The sequence below is a fragment of the Streptomyces qaidamensis genome, from assembly GCF_001611795.1.
Taxonomy (GTDB): domain Bacteria; phylum Actinomycetota; class Actinomycetes; order Streptomycetales; family Streptomycetaceae; genus Streptomyces; species Streptomyces qaidamensis.
Map to the genome: position 1 here is coordinate 5397776 of NZ_CP015098.1, position 22698 is coordinate 5420473.

Here is a 22698-nt window from a genome sequence, read left to right on the forward strand (position 1 = left end):
TCACCCGGACGGTCCACACCCGCCGCCGCGCGCACCAGGGAACTTGAGCCTCCCGCCTGGCGTTGACCAGTACGGGAAGGTCCACTGGACGTGAGGACGCGGCACCAGTGGGCACCGCAGATTCAGCAAGCAAGGGTCCCCCTGCCGCACCACTTGGAGGGCGCACCGTGCACCGCCGGCACAACGGGCTCAGGACAGCGATCCTCCTGGGTGGACTGTCCGCACTCATCATCGTCATCGGCAGCTTCTTCGGCCGCATGGGGCTCGTCATCGCCGTCCTGGTAGCGCTGGCCACCAACGCGTACGCGTACTGGAACAGCGACAAACTGGCACTGCGCGCGATGCGCGCCCGCCCGGTGAGCGAGTTCGAGGCGCCGGCGCTCTACCGCATGGTCCGCGAGCTCTCCACCCAGGCCCGCCAGCCCATGCCGCGCCTGTACATCTCCCCGACGGAGGCACCCAACGCCTTCGCCACGGGCCGCAACCCACGCAACGCCGCCGTGTGCTGCACCGACGGCATCCTCCGACTGCTGGACGAACGCGAGCTGCGCGGCGTCATCGGACACGAGCTGAGCCACGTCTACAACCGCGACATCCTCATCTCGTCGGTCGCGGGCGCCCTCGCCTCCGTCATCATGTTCCTGGTCAACTTCGCCTGGCTGATCCCCATCGGGCGCTCGGACGACGATGACGGCCCCGGGCTGCTCGGCATGCTCCTGATCATGCTTCTGGGCCCGCTCGCCGCCTCGCTCATCCAACTGGCCGTCAGCCGCTCCCGGGAGTACCAGGCGGATGCCTCCGGCGCCCAGCTCACCGGCGACCCGCTCGCCCTGGCCAGTGCCCTGCGTAAGCTCGAACTCGGCACGAAGCAGCTCCCGCTGCCGCCCGAGCCGCGCATCGAGACCGCCAGCCACATGATGATCGCGAACCCGTTCCGGCCCGGCCAGGGCCTCTCGAAGATGTTCTCCACACACCCGCCGATGGCGGAACGCATCGCCCGGCTCGAGAAGATGGCAGGTGGGAACCAATGAGGACCGTACTCAACGTCATATGGCTCGTCCTGAGTGGCTTCTGGCTGTTCCTCGCCTACATGCTCGCGGGCGTCCTCCTCTGCATCACCATCATCGGCATCCCGTTCGGCATAGCGGCCTTCCGCATCGGCGTCTACGCCCTGTGGCCCTTCGGGTACACGACGGTCGAGCGCCATGACGCGGGCGCACCGTCCTGCGTGGGCAACGTGCTCTGGCTCGTCCTCGCGGGCTGGTGGCTCACCCTCGGCCACATCGCCACCGGCATCGCCCTGTGCGTGACGATCATCGGCATCCCGCTCGGCATCGCCAATTTCAAGCTCATCCCGGTCTCGTTGCTCCCGCTCGGCCGCGACATCGTGCGGACGAACGAGCCGTTCGCGGTGCGCTGACGCAGGGAGCCTCTCTTCCCCCGATGTCCACAGGCCAGTGGTTATCCACAGGCCCGCCCGGCCGTCAGCGGCGGCCTGCATGATGAACCCATGACAGCGATCGAGCAGTTGCCGACCCGAGTGATGTCCGAGCTCTGCAACTCCCGCTTGGGGGCCGGACCGTCGCACCCCGAGCCTGCCGCGCCCGGGAGGAGCGACGAAAGACCTGAGCCGAGGGGCCCCGACAGACCTGAGCCGAGAGGCTCCCGCAGGCCAAGGTTCTGACGGACGGCGTGGTGGGCCGCATGGACTTGAACGCGTGGTGGGCTCCACGGGCTTGGACGGCGTCGAGGGCGCAAGGGGCTTGGACGGCGTTGAGGGCGTGAACGGCGGTGACCAGGAAGCCCTGCCCTACTTCCTCGCCGCCCCGGCCTCCACCCGCCGCCGCACCGCGTACGCAACCGCCCCGACCACCAGCACCCCCGCGCCCACGACCACCGACACCCCGGGCAGCGAGAACGCCAGCACCACACACCCGGCCAGCCCCACCACCGGCACCACCCGCGCCGCCGGCGCCGAAGACAGCGTCCAGGCCGATGCGTTGGCCACGGCGTAGTACGCCAGCACACCGAAGGAGGAGAACCCGATCGCGCCCCGGACATCCACCGTGGCGGCCAGAACCGCGACCACCGCACCCACGGCCAGCTCCGCCCGGTGCGGCACCTGGAACCGCGGATGCACGGTGGCCAGCACCCCCGGCAGATGCCGGTCCCGTGCCATGGCCAGCGTCGTCCGTGACACCCCCAGGATCAGCGCCAGCAGCGAGCCCATCGCGGCCACCGCCGCACCGATCCGTACCACCGGCACGAGCCAGGTCGCTCCGGCCGCCCGCACCGCGTCGGTCAGCGGCGCCGTCGCGTCCCCGAGACCGCCCGGCCCGAGCACCGAAAGGACAGCCACAGCCACACACGCGTACACCACCAGCGCGATGCCCAGCGCCAGCGGGATCGCGCGTGGAATGGTGCGCGCCGGATCCCGCACCTCCTCGCCGAGGGTGGCGATCCGGGCGTACCCGGCGAAGGCGAAGAACAGCAGACCGGCCGCCTGCAGCACACCGTCCGTGCCGCCCGAGGCCCCGATGTCCAGCCGCCCGGCATCGGCCTCACCGGAGACCAGACACACGACCACCACGGAAGCGAGGACAGCCAGGACCAGCGCCACGATCACCCGCGTCACCCACGCGGACTTCTGGACACCGCCGTAGTTCACCGCGGTCAGCGCCACCACGGCCCCGACCGCCACCGCGTGCGCCTGCCCGGGCCAGACGTACGTGCCCACGGTGAGCGCCATCGCCGCACAGGAGGCCGTCTTACCCACTACGAACGACCAGCCCGCGAGATACCCCCAGAACTCCCCGAGCCGCTCCCGCCCGTACACGTACGTGCCGCCCGAGGCCGGATACAGGGCGGCGAGGCGAGCCGACGACATGGCGTTGCAGTACGCGACCACAGCGGCGACGGCGAGCCCGATGAGTAGCCCGGTTCCGGCCGCGTGCGCGGCCGGCGCGAGGGCGGCGAAGATCCCCGCCCCCACCATCGAGCCGAGTCCGATGACGACGGCGTCACCCAAGCCGAGGGTGCGGCGCAGTCCGGGAGCGGAAGCTGTCATGCGTCGCACCCTATTGATCAGCGCAACCAGCGGGTGCGGCCGGGACGTCCTCCCCACCAACACGGCGTGAACGTGCGTGGCGAGGAGGCCATGCGCGGGACGCCCGACGTAGGACGCACGGGCCGGGCCTGCCGGGAGCAGGATCACAAGGCCGGGACAGTGCGTGCACAGCGTGAAAGGGCAGGTTCACGGCATGACCTTCATCAGCTGGATCATCCTGGGACTGTTGGCCGGAGCGATCGCGAAGTTCCTGCTGCCGGGGCGTGACCCGGGCGGCCTCATCGGCACGACTCTGATCGGCATCGCGGGCGCGTTCATCGGCGGCTGGATATCGGCCCGCTGGATGGACCACCCGATCACCAAGGGCTTCTACGACGGTGCGACCTGGGCAGCGGCGATCGGCGGATCGCTGGTCCTGCTGATCGCCTACCGCCTGCTGTTCGGCAACTCGCGCGACTGACCGCGGCCACCCATGGCAGCCGACGGCCGACAGTCGGCAGCCGAGACGATGGCGGCAGGCGCGCGGCCTGCGGGAGGCATGCGGGCGGCCGCTGGCAGTTGGCAGCAGCCGAGCCGATGATGGCCGCAGCGGGCGAGATCGATGGCGGTAGACGGGAGAGAAGGGTGGGCACCGGTAGTACCCACCCCTCCTCGTACCCGTGCGGGCGGGAGCCCGGGGACCGGACCTACCGGTAGTTCACGAACTGCATCGCGAAGTCGAAGTCCTTGCCCTTCAGCAGGGTGATGACGGCCTGCAGATCGTCACGGCTCTTGGAGCTGACCCGCAGCTCCTCGCCCTGCACCTGCGCCTTCACGCCCTTGGGGCCCTCGTCGCGGATGGTCTTCGCCACCTTCTTGGCGTTCTCCTGGGAGATCCCCTCCTTGATCGAAGAGAAGATCTTGTACTCCTTGCCGGAGAGCTGGGGCTCGCCCGCGTCCAGAGCCTTCAGCGAGATGCCCCGCTTGATCAGCTTGGACTGGAAGACGTCGAGGATGGCCTTCACCCGGTCCTCGGAGTTCGCCTCCATGAGGATCTGCTCACCGGACCACGAGATCGAGGCACCCACGCCCTTGAAGTCGTAGCGCTGCGAGATCTCCTTGGCGGCCTGGTTGAGTGCGTTGTCGACCTCCTGCCGCTCGACCTTCGAGACGATGTCGAAACTGGAGTCGGCCATGTCCTGTGGCTCCTTGTATCGGGGTGCGTATCGTGCGTACCGGCGTATGCGGGCGGTCGCAGGGCCCGTTCAGGTCCCGGGCCGCATCCGGACAAGCCTAGCCACCCCCGGCCCTCCGGGCGCGGATCAATCGGGTGGCGGAGCACCCCTCCACATCAGGTATTGTTTACGTCGTTGCCACGGAGCGCCGCGGAAGAGCGGCTCGCCAGGCAGCGACCCCGGCGGTGTGCCCGAGCGGCCAAAGGGAGCAGACTGTAAATCTGCCGGCTCAGCCTTCCCAGGTTCGAATCCTGGCGCCGCCACACTGGGGAAGACCCCCTCTCATCTACGGAGACGTAGATGAGAGGGGGTTTTTCGTTGTCTCAGCGCATGTCCCCCTGGCGTCCTCCTGGCGTCCCCCCTGGCGTCCTCCTGGCGTCTCCGCCGGGCGCCCCCAGGGGGTGAGCATGATCACTCCGCCGCGCGGCCGTGGGGTGGCACGCACTGGCCTCCACCCACGAGCCCCCCCCCCGCGCATACACGCCGACAGCAGCTCGCCCGCGGGTGGGACGGCGGGCTGTGGTCCGCAGGTCGACCAGTGGCTCGCTGACCCGCAGCTCCCACCAGCCCCACACCAGCAGCACGACGACGGACACCGCGAACAGGCCGAGGGCGGTGCCGCTGCTCCAACCCAAGTCGCCGCCTTTGGAGAGTGACTTAAGCAATCGAATCAAGATCGATGTGCACGCGACGACCGCGGCACACTGGGCCCATGTCCTCTCGTCGCAGAGTCTGCCCCGAGTGCCGTCGCGAGATCGCCGTCGTCGCCGGACGCTACGCGCGCCACGACCCGCCCGGCGCCCGTGAGCACGGCGAACTCACCTCGTGCCCGGGCTCCCGCCGCCAGGCCCGCCCGGGCCCCGAGCAACCGTCCCTGGACGGCTACACGGTCCCGGACTTCCCCGGCCAACTGCCCCTGTTCTAGGCCCCGACCGCGCGGCCGGCGGCGAACCTCAGTTTCCCGCCACCGACTTCACCGCCACCGAGACCGGCGCGGACCCGCTGATGAGTTCCAGAGTGAGCCCGGCCGTCGCCGAGGTGTCCACCAGCTCCGCCAGTACGGCGGCCACGTCGTCGCGCGGGATCGGGCCGCGGCCGGTGCGGGCCTCCAGGCGTACGAGACCGGTTCCGGCGTCGTCGGTGAGCTGTCCGGGGCGCAGGATCGTCCAGTCCAGGGCGTCCAGCCCGCGCACGTACGCATCCGCCTCGCCCTTGGCGCGCAGGTAGACGTCGAAGATCTCGTCGCCCTGGTGGCGCGGATCGGCGCCCATGGACGACACGACCACGAAGCGCCGTACGCCCGCCTGCACCGCCGCGTCCGCGAAGAGGACCGCCGCGGCCTTGTCCACCGTGTCCTTGCGGGTCGCCCCGCTGCCCGGGCCCGCGCCCGCCGCGAAGACCGCCGCGTCGGCGCCCCTCAGCCGCTCCGCGACCTCGTCCACGGTCGCCGACTCCAGGTCGAGCACGACCGGTTCGGCACCGGCCTGCCGCAGATCGTCCGCCTGCTCGGCCTTCCGGATGATTCCCGCTACCTCGTCCCCGCGCGCGGCGAGCAGCCGCTCCAGCCGCAACGCGATCTGACCATGACCACCAGCGATGACAATGCGCATGCATTCGACCGTACGCCTCGACAGCACCGTCCGCCGCACGGCCTGGGCCACACCGGCCGGGCCCGGCGGCCCCCTGCCGCAGTCCCTCCGGACCCCCTGCCGCACGCACTCCCTGCCGCAGTTCCTTCGGACCCCCTGCCGCAGTCCCTCCGGCACTCTTGCCGCAGTCCCTCCGGCACCCCCACTGGCAACCCGCAGTCCCTACGGCACCTCCCCCCGCCCCTGCCGCGGCAGCCCCAGCTCCACCGAGGCCGTCGAACTGCAGTACTCCCGCACCGCGCTGGTCCGCGCCACCACGCGCCCCTGGTGCACGACGATCCGGCTGTACGCCAGGGACAGCACCCCTGCGAGCCGGTCCCCGCGCACCGCGAGCAACTCGGCCGGGAAACCGGCCTCCACCCGCACCTCGGGCAGCCCCAGCACCGCCCGCGCCGACGAACTCACCGCGTCGTACGCCTCCTCGGGCGCCAGCCCGTAACGCGAGGCCAGCAGGAAGGCCGCCTCCAGTGGGTCGCCGCGCCCCACCGGGTTGGACACGTCCCGCAGCGCCCCGCTCCCGGCGGCCACCCGCACCCCGGCCGCGCGCAACAGCCGGACGGGGGCCGCCCCGCGCCGGTCCACACCGCCGCAGCCGCCCTGGGGCAGGCACACCACCGCCACCCCGGCCGACGCGAGTTGGTCGGCCGTCCGCGAGGCCACCTCGGAGGGCAGCCGGCCGAGATCGCCGCAGGGGCTGAGGGACACCCCGGGGCGCAGCCCGCCCGCCATGGCCGCGAGCCGGGCCAGCCGGGCCGGGTCCCCGGCGTCCGTGTGCAGGTCGACGGGGCAGCCGTGCTCGGAGGCCATCTCCAGGACCGCCTCCACGTACCCGGTCGGGTCGGGGTCGAGGTCCGGCCGGCCGCCCACCACCGAGGCGCCCATCTTCACCGCGTCCCGCAGCATCGCGAGCCCGTCCGCGCCGGCCACCCCGGTCAGCACCCGGGGCATCGCCACGGTCGTCAGCTCCGCCAGCCCGCGCAGGGCGCGCCGCGCCTGCAGCACGGCCGCCAGCGCGCCGAGGCCCTGAACGTCCCCCACGCGCACGTGCGCCCGCAGCGCCGTCGCCCCGTGCCCGAGCTGGAGCAGTGCGGCCTCCGTCGCCCGGCGCTGCACGTCCTGCGGCTCGTAGGAGACCGGTCCCGCGGCGTCCGCAGACAGGGCCGTGTCGGCGTGGGCGTGCGGCTCGGCGGGCGCCGGCAGCAGCAGATAGCCACTGAGGTCCACGCGTGCCCCGCACGCGCGAGCGCCGCCCGCCCCCAGGCTGCCGGCCGTGCCGACCGCCTCGATGCGCCCGCCGCCCAGCCGTACGTCCACGGTCCGGCCGTCGGTGAGCCGCGCTCCGCACAGCAGCAGCGACGACGGGTCGGTCGGACCCGGCGAGGACGACGGGGGCGGGGGTGGCTGCGGCCGGCTGTCGGGCATCGCACTCCAGGGGCTCGGGCTGGCACGGGAGGACGCATGATCACGCAGAGTGAGACGAGCCTAGGACGGCACCCCGCCCGCGGCGGGGAGGAGCGCAATAGTCGTACCGGCGTGGTCCGCTCACGGAACGGGAGGGGTCCACGAGGCCGCCGGGAGGACGCTCCGGGCGCCAGGAGCGGAGGCCTCGAAACGGATTTGGGTGAACGGCGGCGGAGCGTGTAATGTCTTCATCGCTCGCCCCAATAGCTCAGTCGGCAGAGCGTCTCCATGGTAAGGAGAAGGTCAACGGTTCGATTCCGTTTTGGGGCTCTGGTGTGACTGGCTCCCGTCGCAAGACGGGGTCCGGATCACATCAAAGCGGTGTAGCTCAGTCGGTAGAGCAAGCGGCTCATAATCGCTGTGTCACCGGTTCAAGTCCGGTCACCGCTACTCTAAGTAGCCGATTGCGGGGTCGGTCCTTCGATCGGCTACTCTTCTTGCGTTAAACAGTCCATCCGTTCGTCTTAGGAGCACTCACGTGGCTGCCACCGACGTCCGCCCGAAGATCACGCTGGCCTGCGTGGAGTGCAAGGAGCGGAACTACATCACCAAGAAGAACCGGCGTAACAACCCGGATCGCCTTGAGATGAAGAAGCACTGCCCGCGTTGCAATGCGCACACCGCGCACCGCGAAACGCGATAAAAACAGGCTCGTACACGAGGCCGTTCCCGAGTGATCGGGGGCGGCCTCGCGTCGTTGAGGGACCCGTACCGGTCAGTAGAGCTACCAGGAGGTGCCGAGCCATGGCGCTCGACCAGTCCTTCGTGGGGCGGACGTACCCGCCCACCGCGCCTTACGAGGTGGGCCGGGAGAAGATCCGTGAGTTCGCCGAGGCGGTCGGCGACGCCAACCCGGCGTACACGGACACGGAGGCCGCCAAGGCACTCGGGCACCCCGACGTGATCGCCCCGCCGACCTTCGTCTTCGCGATCACCTTCAAGGCCGCCGGTCAGGTGGTCCAGGACCCGCAGCTCGGTCTGGACTACAGCCGTGTGGTGCACGGCGACCAGAAGTTCGCCTACCGCCGTCCGGTCCGGGCCGGCGACCGGCTCACGGTCACCTCGACCATCGAGGCCGTCAAGTCCCTCGCGGGCAACGACATCGTGGACATCCGCGGTGAGGTGCACGACGAGGCCGGCGAGCACGTCGTGACCGCCTGGACCAAGCTCGTGGCCCGCGCGGCCGAGGAGGCGTGAGCGACACCATGACCGCGAAGATCTCCTACTCCGACGTCGAGGTCGGCACCGAACTGCCCGCCCAGACCTTTCCCGTGACCCGCGCGACCCTCGTCCGCTACGCGGGCGCCTCCGGCGACTTCAACCCGATCCACTGGAACGAGAAGTTCGCCAAGGAGGTCGGCCTGCCGGACGTCATCGCGCACGGCATGTTCACCATGGCCGAGGCGATCCGGGTGGTCACCGACTGGACCGGCGACCCGGGCGCGGTCGTCGAGTACGGCGTCCGCTTCACCAAGCCGGTCGTCGTCCCGAACGACGACCAGGGCGCCGTGATCGAGGTCGCAGGCAAGGTCGCCGCCAAGCTCGACGACAACACGGTCCGCGTGGACCTGACCGCGACCAGCGCCGGGCAGAAGGTGCTGGGCATGTCCCGGGCGGTTGTGCGACTGGCCTGAGGCGGCCGCGACACGAGGTAAGGGGCGCTCTCCATTGCGGGGCGCCCCTTACGCATAGCGTCTGCAAGCCATCGCTTGACATGGTTAGTGATTGAGCACTAACTTCGAATGCATGGCCAGGATGAGTGCAGAAGAGCGGCGCGAGAGCGTCATCCGGGCGGCTACGACCGAGTTCGCCCGAGGTGGGTACCACGGCACCTCGACCGAGGCGATCGCCCGCCGGGTCGGCGTCTCGCAGCCGTACCTCTTCCGGCTCTTCCCGGGGAAGAGGGCGATCTTCCTGGCGGCGGCGGAGCGGTGCGTGGAGGACACCATCCGCACCTTCGCGGAGGCCTCTGAGGGGCTTGAAGGTGAAGAGGCCCTGCATGCGATGGGGAACGCGTACACCAAGGTCATCGAGGAGCGCCCCGAGCGGCTCATGATGCAGATGCAGATGTACGTCGCCGTGAGGGCCGCCGATGAGGAGGGCGACCACGAGTTCGGCGAGTCCGTGCGCGCCGGGTGGATGCGTCTGTGGGACACCGTCCACCTCCCGCTGGGCGCCGACGCCGCTGAGACGACGATGTTCATGGCGTACGGAATGCTCATCAACTGCCTGACGGCCATGCAGTTCCCGCCCGAGCACCGCGTCTGGGAGGGCATGTACCCCTCGGCGCGCCGCAAGGCCGGGTCGGAGGACTGACAGGGAAGGGTGAGGATGCCGCGCATTCTCATGACCGCGAAAGTTAGTAATCAATAACTAATCGATCACGGTACACACTCCATGGGGGAGCGATGTCACAGCAGACCGCACGTCGCGGGGGAGCCGCCTGGGCCCTCGTCATCACCAGCGTCGCCGGATTCATGGCGGCCCTGGACAACCTCGTCGTCACCACCGCCCTGCCCTCCATCCGAGAGGACCTCGGCGGGGGGCTGCACGACCTGGAATGGACGGTGAGTGCCTACACGCTCACCTTCGCCGTCCTGCTGATGTTCGGCGCGGCCCTCGGTGACCGTTTCGGCCGCCGCCGGCTGTTCATCGCCGGGCTCACCGTCTTCACCGGAGCCTCCGCCGCCGCGGCCATGGCGCCCGGCATCGACTCCCTCATCGCCGCCCGCGCGGTCCAGGGCGCCGGCGCCGCGGTGATGATGCCGCTGACGCTGACCCTGCTGACCGCCGCCGTGCCCGTCGCCAAGCGGGGGATGGCGTACGGCATCTGGGGCGCCGTCAACGGGCTCGCCGTCGCCTCCGGACCGCTCGTCGGCGGCACCCTCACCGAGCACATCTCCTGGCAGTGGATCTTCTGGCTGAACGTCCCGCTGGGGCTGGCCCTGCTGCCGCTCGCCCGCCTCCGCCTCGCCGAGTCCCACGGCACCGGAGCGCCGCTCGACGTCCCCGGCACCCTGCTCGCCAGCGGCGGCCTGTTCGGCGTCGTCTACGGACTGGTGCGCGGCCCCGCCGACGGCTGGACCTCCTCCCTCGTCCTGACCGGACTGTTCGCGGGCGGAGCGCTGCTCGTCGGCTTCATCCTCTACAGCACACGCGCCAAGAACCCCATGCTGCCGATGCGGCTGTTCCGCTCCCGGGCGTTCTCCGGCATCAACGCGGCGAGCCTGCTGATGTTCCTCGGCATGTTCGGCTCGATCTTCCTGCTCAGCCAGTACATGCAGGGCGTCCTCGGCTACTCGCCCACCGAGGCGGGCCTGAGGATGCTGCCCTGGACCGGCATGCCGATGCTGGTCGCCCCGATCGCCGGCATCCTGGCCGACCGCATCGGCGGCCGCCCGGTCGTCGCCGCGGGCCTCTTCCTGCAGGCGCTGGGCCTCGGCTACATGGCGGTGGTGGCCACGACCGACGCCTCCTACGTGTCCCAGCTGCCCGCCCTGATCGTCAGCGGTGTCGGCATGGCGCTGTTCTTCGCCCCCGCCTCGCACCTGGTCATGTCCAGCGTGCGGCCGTCGGAGCAGGGCATCGCCTCCGGTGCCAACAACGCCCTGCGCGAGGTGGGCGGTGCGCTCGGCATCGCCGTCATGGGGTCGATCTTCGCGGCCCAGGGCGGCTACGAGACCGGCCAGACCTTCGTCGACGGTATGCGGCCGGCCCTGGTGACGGGCTCCGCGGTGGTCGCCGTCGCGGGCATCGCCGCCCTGCTCATACCGACCCGGCGGCGCACGGAACGGCAGGCGCAGTCGGCCGAACCGGCACCGGTACTGGAGACGGCCGCCCACTGACCCCGAAGGACCCGAACAAGGAGAAGCGGCCATGCCCACTCTTCCCTGGACCGTCCCGAACCCCCCGCCCCGCGACACCGAGGTGTACGTCTTCGCCTCCCGCTTCGAGACCCGCACGCTGTGGGGAGCCCTGAGGTTCCTCGCCGGAACGCCCGCCGTCTGGCGGCAGGTCCGCCGGAGCCCCGGCGCCTACGGAGCCACCCTGAAGGCGAAGCCCTTCAAACGGACCTTCTGGACCTTGTCGGCCTGGGAGTCCAAGGACGCGCTGCACGCCTTCGTCCGCGCGGGGGCCCACGGTCCCTCCTCCCGGGGCCTCGCCCCGCAGATGAAGGACTCGGCCTTCACCACCTGGCAGGTGAGCAGCGACGACCTCCCGCTCTCCTGGTCCGAGGCGCTCCGCCGCCTGCCCTGAGAGCCACCACGCGCGCGTGCGGCCCCCTTTCCCCGCGAAAGGGGGCCGCACCCACACGTGCCCGGCGCTCTCAGTGCCGTCTCGTACTCTTGAGCCCGTGCAGGAACTCCACGACGCCCCCCTCGCCCCGCTGACGACCTTCCGGCTGGGCGGCCCCGCGACCCGGCTGGTCACCGCGACGACGGACGACGAGGTGATCGCCGCCGTCCGCGAAGCCGACGAGGCGGGCACCCCGCTGCTGCTCGTCGGCGGCGGCTCGAACCTGGTCATCGGCGACAAGGGCTTCGAGGGCACCGCCCTCGTCATCGCCACGAAGGGCTTCTCCCTCGACGGCACGAGCTTGGAGCTCGCGGCCGGTGAGATCTGGACCGACGCGGTCGCCCGTACGGTCGAGGCGGGTCTGGCCGGCATCGAGTGCCTGGCAGGCATCCCCGGCTCGGCGGGCGCGACCCCCATCCAGAACGTCGGGGCGTACGGCCAGGAGGTCTCCTCGACGATCACCGAGGTCGTCGCGTACGACCGCCGCACCGGTGAGACGGTCACCCTGGCCAACGAGGACTGCGCCTTCTCCTACCGCCACAGCCGCTTCAAGTCCGACCCCGAGCGGTACGTGGTCCTGCGCGTCCGCTTCTCCCTTCAGGACGCCGAGGGCCTCTCCGCCCCCCTCCGGTACGCCGAGACGGCCCGGGCCCTCGGAGTGGAGCCCGGCGACCGCGTCCCCCTGACGCGGGCCCGCGAGACGGTGCTCAAGCTGCGCGCCGGCAAGGGCATGGTCCTGGACCCCGAGGACCATGACACCTGGTCGGCCGGCTCCTTCTTCACCAACCCGATCCTCACGGACACGGACTTCGCGGCGTTCCGCGCCCGCGTGCGTGAGCGGCTCGGCGACGGGGTGGAGCCCCCCGCGTACCCGGCGGGTGAGGGCCACACCAAAACCTCCGCGGCCTGGCTGATCGACAAGGCGGGCTTCACGAAGGGCTACGGCGACGGACCGGCCCGCATCTCCACGAAGCACACGTTGGCACTCACGAACCGGGGGAGCGCGACGACGGAAGACCTCCTGGCCCTGGCCCGCGAGGTCGTGGCCGGAGTCCGCGAGGCCTTCGGAGTCACCCTGGTCAACGAGCCGGTCACGGTCGGCGTCAGCCTCTAGATCCCGGAGAAGACCGACAGCAAGGCCGCCCGCCTGCGTAAGGGGGCGCGGGGTGGACGGCCGCCCGGCTTCGACGACGAGCGGTACAAGAAGCGCAACACCGTCGAGCGGGCGATCAACAGGCTGAAGCAATGTCGGGCCGTGGCCACTCGCTATGACAAACGCGGCTACATCTTCCTTGGCACTGCCACCACAGCAGCCCTGGCCATATGGCTCCGAACGTGATTCCGGCCAGACCTAGTCCTGCGGAGAGGGTACCGGGGCCTGCATCTGACCAGACGCCACCTCCAGGACCGCTTTTCCGGAGATCCGACGTCCGCGAAGCGCCTCGGCCGCCTCCTCGAAGCGGTCCCAGTATCCTTGCCAGCCGATCTCGACGGTGAGGGACCCCTCAGCGGCCAGCTCGGTGAGAACGGCCAGGTCCGCGCCGACATCGCCCTCGATCACGAAGGAGGTCAGCGACTTGGCCGGACCGACGGTCGCATACGGCTGAAAGACCGCCGGCTCCCTGGATGTCCAGCCGACGCTCTGCACGCTGCCCCTCGGAGCGAGCATGTTCCATGCCGCGACCAGTTGGGGGCCGCCGACGCTGTCGATGACCGCGTCGACCGGTCGCTGGAGTCCCTCCAGTCCGATCAGCACCTCGGCCGCGCCGACCTCGGCCAGCCCTTCCCCGCGGGCAGCCGAGCCCACGGACGCGATCACGTGGGCACCGGCCCGCGCCGCCAGTTGGACGGCGAACCGGCCGACGCCGCCGGAAGCACCGGTGACCAACACCCTCTTGTCCGGTCCGAGCCCGGCGGCCCGCAATGAGCGCAGTGCCGCCACTCCGGCGACTGGCAGAGCCACCGCCTTCGCCAGGTCGAGTCCCTTCGGCACCTCGGCGAGCGCACCCACGTCGATCGCGACGCACTCGGCGAACGCCCCCGTGGTCAGGGCCACCACCTGGGTACCCACCGCCGGTCCGGTTCCGTCGGCTGCGGCCTGAATGACCACTCCGGCGGCGTCCGAACCGAGCACCGCACCAACAGGGACCCGCCCGGAGCGGGCGTCGTTGAGGTCGCCGTAGTTCAACGAGGCATGGGAGACGTCCACCAGGACCTGGCCCGGCCCGGGCACGGGGTCGGGCACCTCGGCGAGGCAGACGGCTGCGGATGCGGACGGATCGACGACAAGAGCACGAACAGACATGTCTTCCCCCTTGGTCTACGACGTGTAACAGGAGTAATCATCGGTAACGATGCTGGTCGTCGGAAGGAGGCACTTTCATGTCACGCAGTCACACCCGTGTTACCGAAGCGCTGAGGGACGAAGCCTGCCCGGTCACCGAGGTGCTCGACCGGGTGGCGGGCAAATGGAGCATCGGGATCCTGATCGCCGCCGCCCACGGCCCGGTCCGTTTCACCGAGTTGGAACGCGCTATCAATGGCATCAGCCGACGAATGCTCACCCTCAACCTGCGCAGGCTGGAGCGGGATGGACTGCTCGTTCGCACGGTGTATCCGACCGTGCCGCCCAAGGTCGAGTACAGCCTCACGCCTATGGCCCGGGAGCTCCACGCTTCGCTGACCGGGCTGGTGGGCTGGGCCGAGCGGCATCGGTCCGCCATCGCAGAGGCCCGCGCCGCCTACGACACCGCGGCGGAGCAGAGCCCCGACGCCGACTGAACGGGCCCGGACCAGCTCGCACTTCACAAGTCCGCAACGGCGGGTAGCGAAGAGCCCACCTGCGTCACGAGAACTGCATGATCGGCCGGACAGGTCCTAGTAGGCGAGACCCACGCCCTGCTTCACGGTGGTCGCGTCGCCGACCATCGCCAGCATCGCGTGCGCGACGTCGGCGCGCCCCAGGGAGCGGGCCCTGGGCGGTGTTCCCCCGACGGCCACCCGGTACATCCCGCTGACCGGCCGGTTGAGCAGTTTCGGGGGCCGTACCACGGTCCAGTCGGTGGCACTGCGGGCGATCCCCGCCTCCATCGCGCGCAGGTCGGCGTAGACGTCCTTGTAGATCCGGGAGACGATGCCGCGCGCGACACGGTCGAGCGCCGCGTCGCCCTCGGGCACGGGCCCGATCGGGGCGGCGCTGATCGCCAGCAGCCGCCGCACGCCCTCCGCCTCCATGGCGCCCAGCACCGCCCGTGTCAGCCGGGTCGCGTCTCCGGCGTGCTTGCGGCTGCGGGCCCCGAGCCCCGACAGCACGGCGTCCCGCCCGGTCACGGCAGGGCGTAACGCCTCGGCGTCGGCCAGGTCCGCCCGGAACACGTCCAGGCCGGCGCCGGTCACGGTCAGCCGGGCCGGGTCCCGGACGACCGCCGTGACCTGGTGGCCCGCCGTCAGCGCCTGCCGCACGATTTCCTGCCCGACGCCGCCGGTGGCACCGAACACAGTCAGCTTCATGAGGTACGTCCCCTGCCGGATAGGTGGGTGGGTGTTCACTCACCCCTACTCTTCTCCCTAGGGTGAGTAAGCACTCACCCACCCGTCAAGCCGTTAAGGATCCGCCATGCAGCCACCGGCCCGGGAGCGCGTCCTGGACGCTGCGCATCAGCTGATGCTCACCGTCGGGCTCGCCCGCGCCACCACGAAGGAGATCGCCCGGGCCGCCGGTTGCTCCGAGGCCGCGCTCTACAAGCACTTCACGAGCAAGGAGGACCTGTTCATCCGCGTCCTCTCGGAGCGGCTGCCCCAACTCGGCCCGCTGCTGCGGGGGCTGGCCGCGGAGCCCGGGCAGGGCACGCTGGAAGCGAACCTCAGGGAGATCGCCCACCAGGCGGCCCTGTTCTATGAGCAGAGTTTTCCGATCGCCGCTTCGCTGTACGCCGAGACGCAGCTGAAGCGGCGGCATGACGAGATGATGCGGGAGCTGGGTACGGGCCCGCATGTGCCGATCGCGTGCCTGGACGACTATCTGCGGGCCGAGCGGGCCGCCGGGCGGGTGAGGGCCGACGTGGACACGTTCGCCGCGGCGTCGTTGCTGATGGGGGCGTGCGCGCAGCGGGCGTTCGCGTACGACGCGGCACAGGGGGGCCGGCCGCCGGTGGAGTCGTTCGCCGCGGGTCTGGCCCGCACGCTGCTGGCGGGTATCGCGAGCTGACCCGCGTCATGCCCGTGCCGGGGCGGGTCCGAAGCCCGCCGCAGCGGCAGAGGCCGCCGCAGGCACCTCCTGCCCGCCGGGCCGCACACCGGGCGCCACCTTCAGCCCGAAGGCCCACCCGCCGGTCCGGGCGTAGGCCCCGAACTCCCGCGCGTCCCGCGCGATGGGGTCGGAGACGGGCGCCGGGGCGGCGGGGGACGTGGCGCCGGCATACCCGCCCCTCAAAAAACGACCCGCGTCGCCTAGGACGTCAACCAGTCGTCCACGCCCGCCAGCAGCTTCGTCTTCACGTCCTCCGGCGCCGCCGAACCCCGGACCGACTGCCGGGCCACCTCCGCCAGCTCCGCATCCGTGAACCCGTGGTGCCGCCGCGCGATCTCGTACTGCGCGGCAAGACGCGACCCGAACAGCAAGGGGTCGTCCGCGCCCAGCGCCAACGGCACGCCCGCCTCGAACAGCGTCCGCAGCGGCACGTCCTCCGGCTTCTCGTACACCCCCAGAGCCACGTTCGACGCCGGGCACACCTCGCACGTCACCTGCCGGTCCGCCAGCCGTTTCATCAGCCGCGGGTCCTCCGCGGCCCGCACCCCGTGTCCCACCCGGTTCGCCCCGAGGTCGTCCAGACAGTCCCGCACCGACGACGGACCCGCCAGCTCACCGCCGTGCGGCGCCGACAGCAACCCGGCCTCGCGCGCGATCCCGAACGCCCGGTCGAAGTCCCGCGCCATCCCCCGACGCTCGTCGTTCGACAGCCCGAACCCGACCACGCCCCGCTCCGCGTACCGCACCGCCAGCCGCGCCAGCGTCCGCGCGTCCAGCGGGTGCTTCATCCGGTTCGCCGCGACCAGCACCCGCATCCCGAGCCCGGTCTCCCGCGACGTGGTCTCCACCGCGTCCAGGATGATCTCCAGCGCCGGAATCAGCCCGCCCATCCGCGGCGCGTACGACGTCGGGTCGACCTGGATCTCCAGCCACCCCGACCCGTCCCGCACGTCCTCCTCCGCGGCCTCCCGCACCAGCCGCTGGATGTCCTCCGGCTCCCGCAGGCACGAGCGTGCCGCGTCGTACAGCCGCTGGAAGCGGAACCAGCCCCGTTCATCCGTCGCCCGCAGGCTCGGCGGTTCCCCGCTGGTCAGCGCCTCACTCAGCGCGTCAGGCAGCCGCACCCCGTACTTGTCGGCCAGTTCCAGCACGGTCGAGGGCCGCATCGACCCGGTGAAGTGCAGGTGCAGATGGGCTTTCGGCAGCTCAGAGACATCACGTACACGCTCCATCCAAAGATCCTGCCGTACGTCCCAGCCGTCCCGGTAGCTGTTTCCCCTTTCGTGGTCTTGCTCGCACAAACAAACTGGCGCAAGCAAAGGGGGCACCCACCGAACTCGGTAGGTGCCCCCAGGCAGCGGAAACCGGCGCAGCGGACGTCAGTCCCGTGCTTCCGCCAGCAGCTTCTGGATCCGGCTCACACCCTCGACCAGGTCCTCGTCACCCAGCGCGTACGACAGCCGCAGGTACCCGGGCGTACCGAACGCCTCACCCGGCACCACCGCGACCTCGGACTCCTCCAGGATCAGCGCGGCCAGCTCGACCGAGTCCTTGGGCCGCTTGCCCCGGATCTCCTTGCCGATCAGCCCCTTCACGGACGGGTACGCGTAGAACGCCCCTTCCGGCTCCGGGCACACCACGCCGTCGATCTCGTTCAGCATCCGCACGATGGTCTTGCGGCGCCGGTCGAAGGCCTCACGCATCGCCGTCACGGCGTCCAGGTCACCGGAGACGGCGGCCAGCGCGGCGGCCTGGGCGACGTTGGACACGTTCGACGTGGCGTGCGACTGCAGGTTCGTCGCGGCCTTGACGACGTCCTTCGGGCCGATGACCCACCCGACGCGCCAGCCGGTCATCGCGTACGTCTTCGCGACACCGTTGACCACGATGCACTTGTCGCGCAGCTCGGGCAGCACCGCCGGCAGCGACACGGCGGAGGCGTCGCCGTACACGAGGTGCTCGTAGATCTCGTCGGTCAGCACCCACAGGCCGTGCTCGACCGCCCAGCGGCCGATCGCCTCGGTCTCCTGCTCGCTGTAGACCGCGCCGGTCGGGTTCGACGGCGAGACGAAGAGAACGACCTTCGTCTTCTTCGTACGGGCCGCCTCCAGCTGCTCGACGCTCACCCGGTAGCCGGTCGTCTCGTCGGCGACGACCTCCACCGGGACACCCCCGGCCAGCCGGATCGACTCCGGGTACGTCGTCCAGTACGGCGCGGGCACGATGACCTCGTCGCCCGGGTCGAGGATCGCGGCGAAGGCCTCGTAGATGGCCTGCTTGCCACCGTTGGTGACCAGGATCTCCGAGACGTCGGGCTCATAGCCGGAGTCCCGCAGCGTCTTCGCGGCGATCGCGGCCTTCAGCTCGGGCAGACCACCGGCCGGCGTGTAGCGGTGGTACTTCGGGTTCTTGCAGGCCTCGATCGCGGCCTCGACGATGTAGTCGGGGGTCGGGAAGTCGGGCTCACCGGCGCCGAAGCCGATCACCGGCCGCCCGGCGGCCTTGAGGGCCTTGGCCTTGGCGTCCACGGCGAGGGTGGCGGACTCGGAGATCGCGCCGACTCGGGCGGAGACCCGGCGCTCGGTGGGAGGGGTTGCAGGGCTCATGGGCCCCATCGTTTCAGACCGGAAACGCGCGCGGCACGGGGGTTTCACAGACTGAACAACCTCGGGCAAATCCCTGAACAACAGTGCGGATCGCCCGCACGGCCTGCGCGATCGTCAGCGGATTCTCGTCAGTCCGCCCCTCGCCCCGGAGGTGATCTTCAGCCAACGAGTTCTGCCGCGGGCCTTTTCTGTTCGACGACCGGCCGCGGAGCACGTACACTCTCACCTCGTTGGCCTTCAGCAGGCCGCGCCCGTTCGGTGCACACCAAGCATCCGGACGGATGCGGTACGTTGGGGGACACACAAAGGGTCGTAGCTCAATTGGTAGAGCACTGGTCTCCAAAACCAGCGGTTGGGGGTTCAAGTCCCTCCGGCCCTGCTACACACACCTTCGCCAGGATGTGTGCGCATGTACGTACAGCAATGCACCGCCGTGCGGCTCAGACCGGGCGCGGCACGGCCACGACCCGGAATCAGGTGAGGACGAGTGACGGACGCCGTGGGCTCCATCGACATGCCTGATGCCCAGGACGAGGCGCCGGAGTCGAAGAAGACCCGCAAGGGTGGTAAGCGCGGCAAGAAAGGCCCGCTGAAGCGCCTTGCCCTCTTCTACCGTCAGATCGTCGCGGAACTGCGCAAGGTCGTCTGGCCGAGCCGCAACCAGCTGACGACCTACACGACCGTGGTGATCATCTTCGTCGTCATCATGATCGGCCTGGTCACCGTGATTGACTATGGGCTCAGCAACGCCGCCAAGTACGTGTTCGGCTGAGCAGTCCGCGAAGAGCGCCGAGGTACCCGGCGCTCCTTTCGCATGTTCCACCCCCATGTATCCAGGAAGAAGCAGCCACCGTGTCTGACCCGAACGTGAACGACGCCATCGAGCCGGTCGAGTCCGTCGAGGACGAGCTCGACATCGTCGAGGGCGCGGACAACGAGGACACCGAGGCCTCCGCCGAGGTCGAGGCTGCCGACGCCGTCGCGGACGACGCCGCCGAGGCGGAGACCGAGGACGGCGAAGAGGCCGCGGAAGAACTCGTCGAAGAAGAGCCCGAGGACGACCGCGACCCGATCGAGAAGCTCCGCGAGGAACTGCGTGTCCTGCCCGGCGAGTGGTACGTCATCCACACCTACGCCGGCTACGAGAACCGCGTGAAGACCAACCTGGAGCAGCGCGCCGTCTCGCTGAACGTCGAGGACTACATCTTCCAGGCCGAGGTGCCGCAGGAAGAGGTCGTCCAGATCAAGAACGGCGACCGCAAGACGATCAAGCAGAACAAGCTCCCGGGCTACGTCCTCGTCCGCATGGACCTGACGAACGAGTCCTGGGGCGTCGTCCGCAACACCCCCGGCGTCACCGGCTTCGTGGGCAACGCCTACGACCCGTACCCGCTGACCCTGGACGAGATCGTCAAGATGCTCGCCCCCGAGGCCGAGGAGAAGGCCGCCCGCGAGGCCGCCGAGGCCGAGGGCAAGCCGGCTCCGCAGCGCAAGGTTGAGGTCCAGGTGCTGGACTTCGAGGTCGGCGACTCGGTCACCGTCACCGACGGTCCGTTCGCCACGCTGCAGGCGACCATCAACGAGATCAACCCGGACTCGAAGAAGGTCAAGGGTCTCGTCGAGATCTTCGGCCGCGAGACGCCGGTCGAGCTCTCCTTCGACCAGATCCAGAAGAACTAACTTCCGGACTCACCGCTTCCGCGCAGGTCAGGCGATCGCTCCGGCGCTTGCCTGACCTGCGCGGTTTTTGGCCGCGCATCTATACCCGTTATCGTTGTGCGGTATGCCTGCATCCGGGTGGTCCCCGTATGCGGGCAGGACCCGAATCGAAAGGACCCGGAGAGCTATGCCTCCCAAGAAGAAGAAGGTCACGGGGCTCATCAAGCTCCAGATCCAGGCCGGTGCCGCCAACCCGGCCCCGCCGGTCGGCCCCGCGCTGGGTCAGCACGGCGTGAACATCATGGAGTTCTGCAAGGCCTACAACGCCGCGACCGAGTCGCAGCGTGGCTGGGTGATCCCGGTGGAGATCACGGTCTACGAGGACCGTTCCTTCACCTTCATCACCAAGACGCCGCCGGCCGCGAAGATGATCCTGAAGGCCGCGGGCATCGAGAAGGGCTCCGGCGAGCCGCACAAGACCAAGGTCGCGAAGATCACGCGTGACCAGGTCCGTGAGATCGCCACCACGAAGATGCCCGACCTCAACGCCAACGACCTGGACGCCGCCGAGAAGATCATCGCCGGCACCGCCCGTTCCATGGGCGTCACGGTCGAGGGCTGAGCCCCAACCTCCATCAGCAGAAGTGGCAGGGCCTGCTCGGCCCGGACCACGACTCCTAAGAATCCACAGGAGCAGTAGTGAGCAAGCGCAGCAAGTCCCTTCGCGCTGCGGACGCCAAGGTCGACCGGGAGAAGCTCTACGCCCCGCTCGAGGCCGTCCGTCTCGCCAAGGACACCTCCACGACCAAGTTCGACGGCACCGTCGAGGTCGCCTTCCGCCTGGGTGTCGACCCGCGCAAGGCCGACCAGATGGTCCGTGGCACCGTGAACCTTCCGCACGGCACCGGCAAGACCGCCCGGGTCCTGGTCTTCGCGACCGGTGACCGTGCTGCGGCCGCGGAGGCCGCGGGCGCCGACATCGTCGGCTCCGACGAACTGATCGACGAGGTGTCGAAGGGCCGTCTGGACTTCGACGCCGTCGTCGCCACCCCGGACCTCATGGGCAAGGTCGGCCGCCTCGGCCGCGTGCTCGGTCCGCGTGGTCTGATGCCGAACCCGAAGACCGGCACCGTCACCCCCGACGTGGCCAAGGCCGTCACCGAGATCAAGGGCGGCAAGATCGAGTTCCGCGTCGACAAGCACTCGAACCTGCACTTCATCATCGGCAAGTCGTCCTTCGACGACACCAAGCTGGTGGAGAACTACGGCGCCGCGCTGGAGGAGATCCTCCGTCTGAAGCCGTCCGCCGCCAAGGGTCGTTACATCAAGAAGGCCGCCATCAGCACCACGATGGGCCCCGGCATTCCGGTCGACCCGAACCGCACCCGCAACCTCCTCGTCGAGGAGGACCCGGCTGCGGTCTGAGCCTGAGGCTCGCCCAACCGGTCACGGGCCCCGCACCTCTTACAGGTGCGGGGCCCGTTCCCTTTTCCGGTACGTACGCCGGTGGCCTGGGTTAACGTGCGGGAACCGGATACGAACGGGGGACGTATGCAGGGCACGACCATGCGCCGCGTGGGCCTGGTGCTCGCGGTGGCGACCGCGCTGACGGGGCTGGCGGCCTGCACGTCCCAGGGTTCCTCCGACGACCCCGGCCGGGACGACCGCACCGCGCGCGACCGGTCCCTGGCGGCCCTGCGCTCCGCCGAGCGCGCCACCGAGCACGCCGAGTCCGCCCGGGTCGAGTCCACGACCACGATGGGCTCGCTGATGTCCATGACCGCCGACGGCACCCTCGGCTGGAGCGACGGCATCACCGGCACCCTCACCATCACGTACACCGGCGGCACCATGGCCGACACCATGCGCCGGCTCGGCACCACCTCGATGGAGGCCCGCTACCTGCCCGACGCGTACTACGCGCGCATGGGCGCGAAGTTCGCCGAGCAGACCGGCGGCAAGCACTGGATCCGGTACGCGTACAACGACCTCGGAGCCCTCACCGGAGGCTCCGGTTCCCACCTCGGCGACCAGATGCGCAGCACCACCCCCAACCAGTCCGTGAAGCTCCTGCTCTCCTCCGGCGACGTCAGGAAGGTCGGTGAGGAGACCGTCCGCGGCCGGACCGCCACGCACTGGTCCGGAACCGTGACGGCGGCCGACGTCGCCGACGCCGGACTGAGGAAGCAGCTCACCGGAGCCGGAGTCACCACCGAGACCGTCGACATCTGGGTCGACCAGCGGAACCTGCTGGTCAAGAAGGTCGAGAAGGCACGGATGAGCACGGGTCTGATGACCCAGACCGCGCACTACGCCGACTACGGCGTCGCGGTCCGGGCCGAGCGGCCCCCGAAGTCCGACACCGGAGACTTCGGGGACCTGATGCGGAAGCGGACCGGTACGCCCTGAGGCCCCCGTCAATTCGGATAGATCACTTGTGCCCTCTGGGATAGGCTCACGGCCTTGCTGTGAAGCAAGCATGTATTCCTTGGGGGGA

The 22698-nt window shown here is 70.1% G+C and carries 26 protein-coding genes, 4 tRNA genes and 3 pseudogenes; 23 read left to right on the top strand and 10 right to left on the bottom strand.

The genetic code is table 11. The features are described 5' to 3' along the window. Positions 1-167: 167 nt before the first annotated feature. Both htpX and A4E84_RS24005 read left to right on the top strand, forming a co-directional pair. Positions 168-1031: a zinc metalloprotease HtpX gene (gene htpX, locus A4E84_RS24000; protein WP_031141231.1), complete on the top strand. Its 864-nt coding sequence runs from the start codon at positions 168-170 to the stop codon at positions 1029-1031. After that, positions 1028-1420: a YccF domain-containing protein gene (locus A4E84_RS24005; protein WP_062928561.1), complete on the top strand. Its 393-nt coding sequence runs from the start codon at positions 1028-1030 to the stop codon at positions 1418-1420. Before htpX ends, A4E84_RS24005 begins: the two co-directional genes overlap by 4 nt. A 390-nt stretch (positions 1421-1810) precedes the next feature. Here A4E84_RS24005 and A4E84_RS24010 read toward each other — a convergent pair whose 3' ends face one another. After that, entirely contained in the window at positions 1811-3067 is a 1257-nt protein-coding gene (locus A4E84_RS24010; RefSeq protein WP_062928562.1) for an APC family permease, read from the bottom strand. Between the two features lie 193 nt (positions 3068-3260). Here A4E84_RS24010 and A4E84_RS24015 point away from each other — a divergent pair, with 193 nt between their 5' ends. Next, the gene (locus A4E84_RS24015; protein WP_062928563.1) at positions 3261-3527 is read left to right on the top strand and encodes a GlsB/YeaQ/YmgE family stress response membrane protein; all 267 of its coding nucleotides are present in this window, start codon (positions 3261-3263) and stop codon (positions 3525-3527) included. A 226-nt stretch (positions 3528-3753) separates the two neighbouring features. Here the strand turns inward: A4E84_RS24015 and A4E84_RS24020 are convergent, their stop codons facing one another. After that, positions 3754-4242: a YajQ family cyclic di-GMP-binding protein gene (locus tag A4E84_RS24020; RefSeq protein ID WP_033309004.1), complete on the bottom strand. Its 489-nt coding sequence runs from the start codon at positions 4240-4242 to the stop codon at positions 3754-3756. Positions 4243-4462: 220 nt separating this feature from the next. Between A4E84_RS24020 and A4E84_RS24025 the strand changes: the two genes are divergently transcribed. Beyond that, positions 4463-4544 (top strand) — tRNA-Tyr (locus A4E84_RS24025). A 246-nt stretch (positions 4545-4790) separates the two neighbouring features. Here the strand turns inward: A4E84_RS24025 and A4E84_RS44705 are convergent. Further along, positions 4791-4946 (bottom strand): annotated as a pseudogene (locus tag A4E84_RS44705) (MFS transporter); the annotation flags it as partial. A 47-nt stretch (positions 4947-4993) separates the two neighbouring features. Here A4E84_RS44705 and A4E84_RS24030 point away from each other — a divergent pair. Beyond that, positions 4994-5206: a hypothetical protein gene (locus tag A4E84_RS24030; RefSeq protein WP_030839769.1), complete on the top strand. Its 213-nt coding sequence runs from the start codon at positions 4994-4996 to the stop codon at positions 5204-5206. A 28-nt stretch (positions 5207-5234) separates the two neighbouring features. Here A4E84_RS24030 and A4E84_RS24035 read toward each other — a convergent pair whose 3' ends face one another. Together A4E84_RS24035 and A4E84_RS24040 are read right to left on the bottom strand one after the other, a co-directional pair. Then, positions 5235-5891, bottom strand: coding sequence for an NAD(P)H-binding protein (locus A4E84_RS24035; protein ID WP_062931582.1), 657 nt, complete (start codon positions 5889-5891; stop codon positions 5235-5237). Between the two features lie 201 nt (positions 5892-6092). Further along, the gene (locus tag A4E84_RS24040) at positions 6093-7352 is read right to left on the bottom strand and encodes an amidohydrolase family protein (protein ID WP_062928564.1); all 1260 of its coding nucleotides are present in this window, start codon (positions 7350-7352) and stop codon (positions 6093-6095) included. A gap of 236 nt (positions 7353-7588) precedes the next feature. Here A4E84_RS24040 and A4E84_RS24045 point away from each other — a divergent pair. The 10 genes and pseudogenes from A4E84_RS24045 to A4E84_RS44710 form a co-directional block, all read left to right on the top strand. After that, positions 7589-7661 (top strand) — tRNA-Thr (locus A4E84_RS24045). A 47-nt stretch (positions 7662-7708) separates the two neighbouring features. Continuing rightward, positions 7709-7781, top strand: a tRNA-Met gene (locus tag A4E84_RS24050). An 88-nt stretch (positions 7782-7869) separates the two neighbouring features. Beyond that, positions 7870-8034 (top strand): 50S ribosomal protein L33, encoded by a 165-nt coding sequence (gene rpmG / locus A4E84_RS24055; RefSeq protein WP_003948671.1) that lies wholly within the window; start codon positions 7870-7872, stop codon positions 8032-8034. A 101-nt stretch (positions 8035-8135) separates the two neighbouring features. Further along, on the top strand, positions 8136-8588 hold the full coding sequence (locus A4E84_RS24060; RefSeq protein WP_062928565.1) for a MaoC family dehydratase N-terminal domain-containing protein: 453 nt from the start codon (positions 8136-8138) through the stop codon (positions 8586-8588). A gap of 8 nt (positions 8589-8596) precedes the next feature. Further along, positions 8597-9025 carry a MaoC family dehydratase gene (locus A4E84_RS24065; RefSeq protein ID WP_062931583.1) on the top strand — a complete coding sequence of 143 codons (429 nt, stop codon included), beginning with the start codon at positions 8597-8599 and terminating at the stop codon, positions 9023-9025. A 112-nt stretch (positions 9026-9137) separates the two neighbouring features. Then, positions 9138-9707, top strand: a complete 570-nt coding sequence (locus tag A4E84_RS24070) for a TetR/AcrR family transcriptional regulator (RefSeq protein WP_174569457.1) — start codon at positions 9138-9140, stop codon at positions 9705-9707. Positions 9708-9799: 92 nt separating this feature from the next. Further along, positions 9800-11236 (top strand): MFS transporter, encoded by a 1437-nt coding sequence (locus A4E84_RS24075; protein WP_062928566.1) that lies wholly within the window; start codon positions 9800-9802, stop codon positions 11234-11236. A gap of 31 nt (positions 11237-11267) precedes the next feature. Further along, positions 11268-11648 carry a DUF3291 domain-containing protein gene (locus tag A4E84_RS24080; RefSeq protein WP_062928567.1) on the top strand — a complete coding sequence of 127 codons (381 nt, stop codon included), beginning with the start codon at positions 11268-11270 and terminating at the stop codon, positions 11646-11648. A 97-nt stretch (positions 11649-11745) separates the two neighbouring features. Next, positions 11746-12801, top strand: a complete 1056-nt coding sequence (locus A4E84_RS24085; RefSeq protein WP_062928568.1) for a UDP-N-acetylmuramate dehydrogenase — start codon at positions 11746-11748, stop codon at positions 12799-12801. After that, positions 12802-13026 (top strand): annotated as a pseudogene (locus A4E84_RS44710) (IS5/IS1182 family transposase); the annotation flags it as partial. A gap of 12 nt (positions 13027-13038) precedes the next feature. Here the strand turns inward: A4E84_RS44710 and A4E84_RS24090 are convergent. Continuing rightward, positions 13039-13992: a zinc-binding dehydrogenase gene (locus A4E84_RS24090; protein ID WP_079129096.1), complete on the bottom strand. Its 954-nt coding sequence runs from the start codon at positions 13990-13992 to the stop codon at positions 13039-13041. 77 nt (positions 13993-14069) lie between these two features. On the opposite strand from A4E84_RS24090, the gene A4E84_RS24095 reads away from it, so the two are divergent. Next, positions 14070-14468, top strand: coding sequence for a winged helix-turn-helix transcriptional regulator (locus tag A4E84_RS24095; RefSeq protein WP_062928569.1), 399 nt, complete (start codon positions 14070-14072; stop codon positions 14466-14468). Positions 14469-14564: 96 nt separating this feature from the next. Here the strand turns inward: A4E84_RS24095 and A4E84_RS24100 are convergent, their stop codons facing one another. Next, a complete protein-coding gene (locus A4E84_RS24100; RefSeq protein ID WP_062928570.1) occupies positions 14565-15197 on the bottom strand; it encodes an NAD(P)-dependent oxidoreductase in 633 nt (210 codons plus the stop codon). Between the two features lie 106 nt (positions 15198-15303). Between A4E84_RS24100 and A4E84_RS24105 the strand changes: the two genes are divergently transcribed. After that, the gene (locus A4E84_RS24105) at positions 15304-15894 is read left to right on the top strand and encodes a TetR/AcrR family transcriptional regulator (protein ID WP_062928571.1); all 591 of its coding nucleotides are present in this window, start codon (positions 15304-15306) and stop codon (positions 15892-15894) included. A 24-nt stretch (positions 15895-15918) separates the two neighbouring features. Here the strand turns inward: A4E84_RS24105 and A4E84_RS45815 are convergent. The 3 genes and pseudogenes from A4E84_RS45815 to A4E84_RS24115 form a co-directional block, all read right to left on the bottom strand. Then, positions 15919-16119: pseudogene (locus tag A4E84_RS45815) on the bottom strand (hypothetical protein); the annotation flags it as partial. Between the two features lie 17 nt (positions 16120-16136). Then, on the bottom strand, positions 16137-17168 hold the full coding sequence (locus A4E84_RS24110) for an adenosine deaminase (RefSeq protein ID WP_062928572.1): 1032 nt from the start codon (positions 17166-17168) through the stop codon (positions 16137-16139). 147 nt (positions 17169-17315) lie between these two features. After that, positions 17316-18542: a pyridoxal phosphate-dependent aminotransferase gene (locus A4E84_RS24115; protein ID WP_062928573.1), complete on the bottom strand. Its 1227-nt coding sequence runs from the start codon at positions 18540-18542 to the stop codon at positions 17316-17318. 306 nt (positions 18543-18848) lie between these two features. Here A4E84_RS24115 and A4E84_RS24120 point away from each other — a divergent pair. The 6 genes from A4E84_RS24120 (at position 18849) to A4E84_RS24145 (ending at position 22610) form a co-directional block, all read left to right on the top strand. Continuing rightward, positions 18849-18921, top strand: a tRNA-Trp gene (locus A4E84_RS24120). Positions 18922-19029: 108 nt separating this feature from the next. Continuing rightward, the gene (gene secE, locus A4E84_RS24125) at positions 19030-19314 is read left to right on the top strand and encodes a preprotein translocase subunit SecE (RefSeq protein ID WP_030233953.1); all 285 of its coding nucleotides are present in this window, start codon (positions 19030-19032) and stop codon (positions 19312-19314) included. Positions 19315-19394: 80 nt separating this feature from the next. Then, positions 19395-20222 carry a transcription termination/antitermination protein NusG gene (gene nusG, locus A4E84_RS24130; RefSeq protein ID WP_033308988.1) on the top strand — a complete coding sequence of 276 codons (828 nt, stop codon included), beginning with the start codon at positions 19395-19397 and terminating at the stop codon, positions 20220-20222. A gap of 166 nt (positions 20223-20388) precedes the next feature. Continuing rightward, on the top strand, positions 20389-20823 hold the full coding sequence (rplK, locus tag A4E84_RS24135) for a 50S ribosomal protein L11 (RefSeq protein WP_003992325.1): 435 nt from the start codon (positions 20389-20391) through the stop codon (positions 20821-20823). Between the two features lie 77 nt (positions 20824-20900). Then, a complete protein-coding gene (rplA, locus tag A4E84_RS24140; RefSeq protein WP_033308987.1) occupies positions 20901-21626 on the top strand; it encodes a 50S ribosomal protein L1 in 726 nt (241 codons plus the stop codon). 126 nt (positions 21627-21752) lie between these two features. Next, a complete protein-coding gene (locus tag A4E84_RS24145; protein WP_062928574.1) occupies positions 21753-22610 on the top strand; it encodes an SCO4651 family lipoprotein in 858 nt (285 codons plus the stop codon). The last annotated feature ends 88 nt before the right edge of the window (positions 22611-22698 follow it).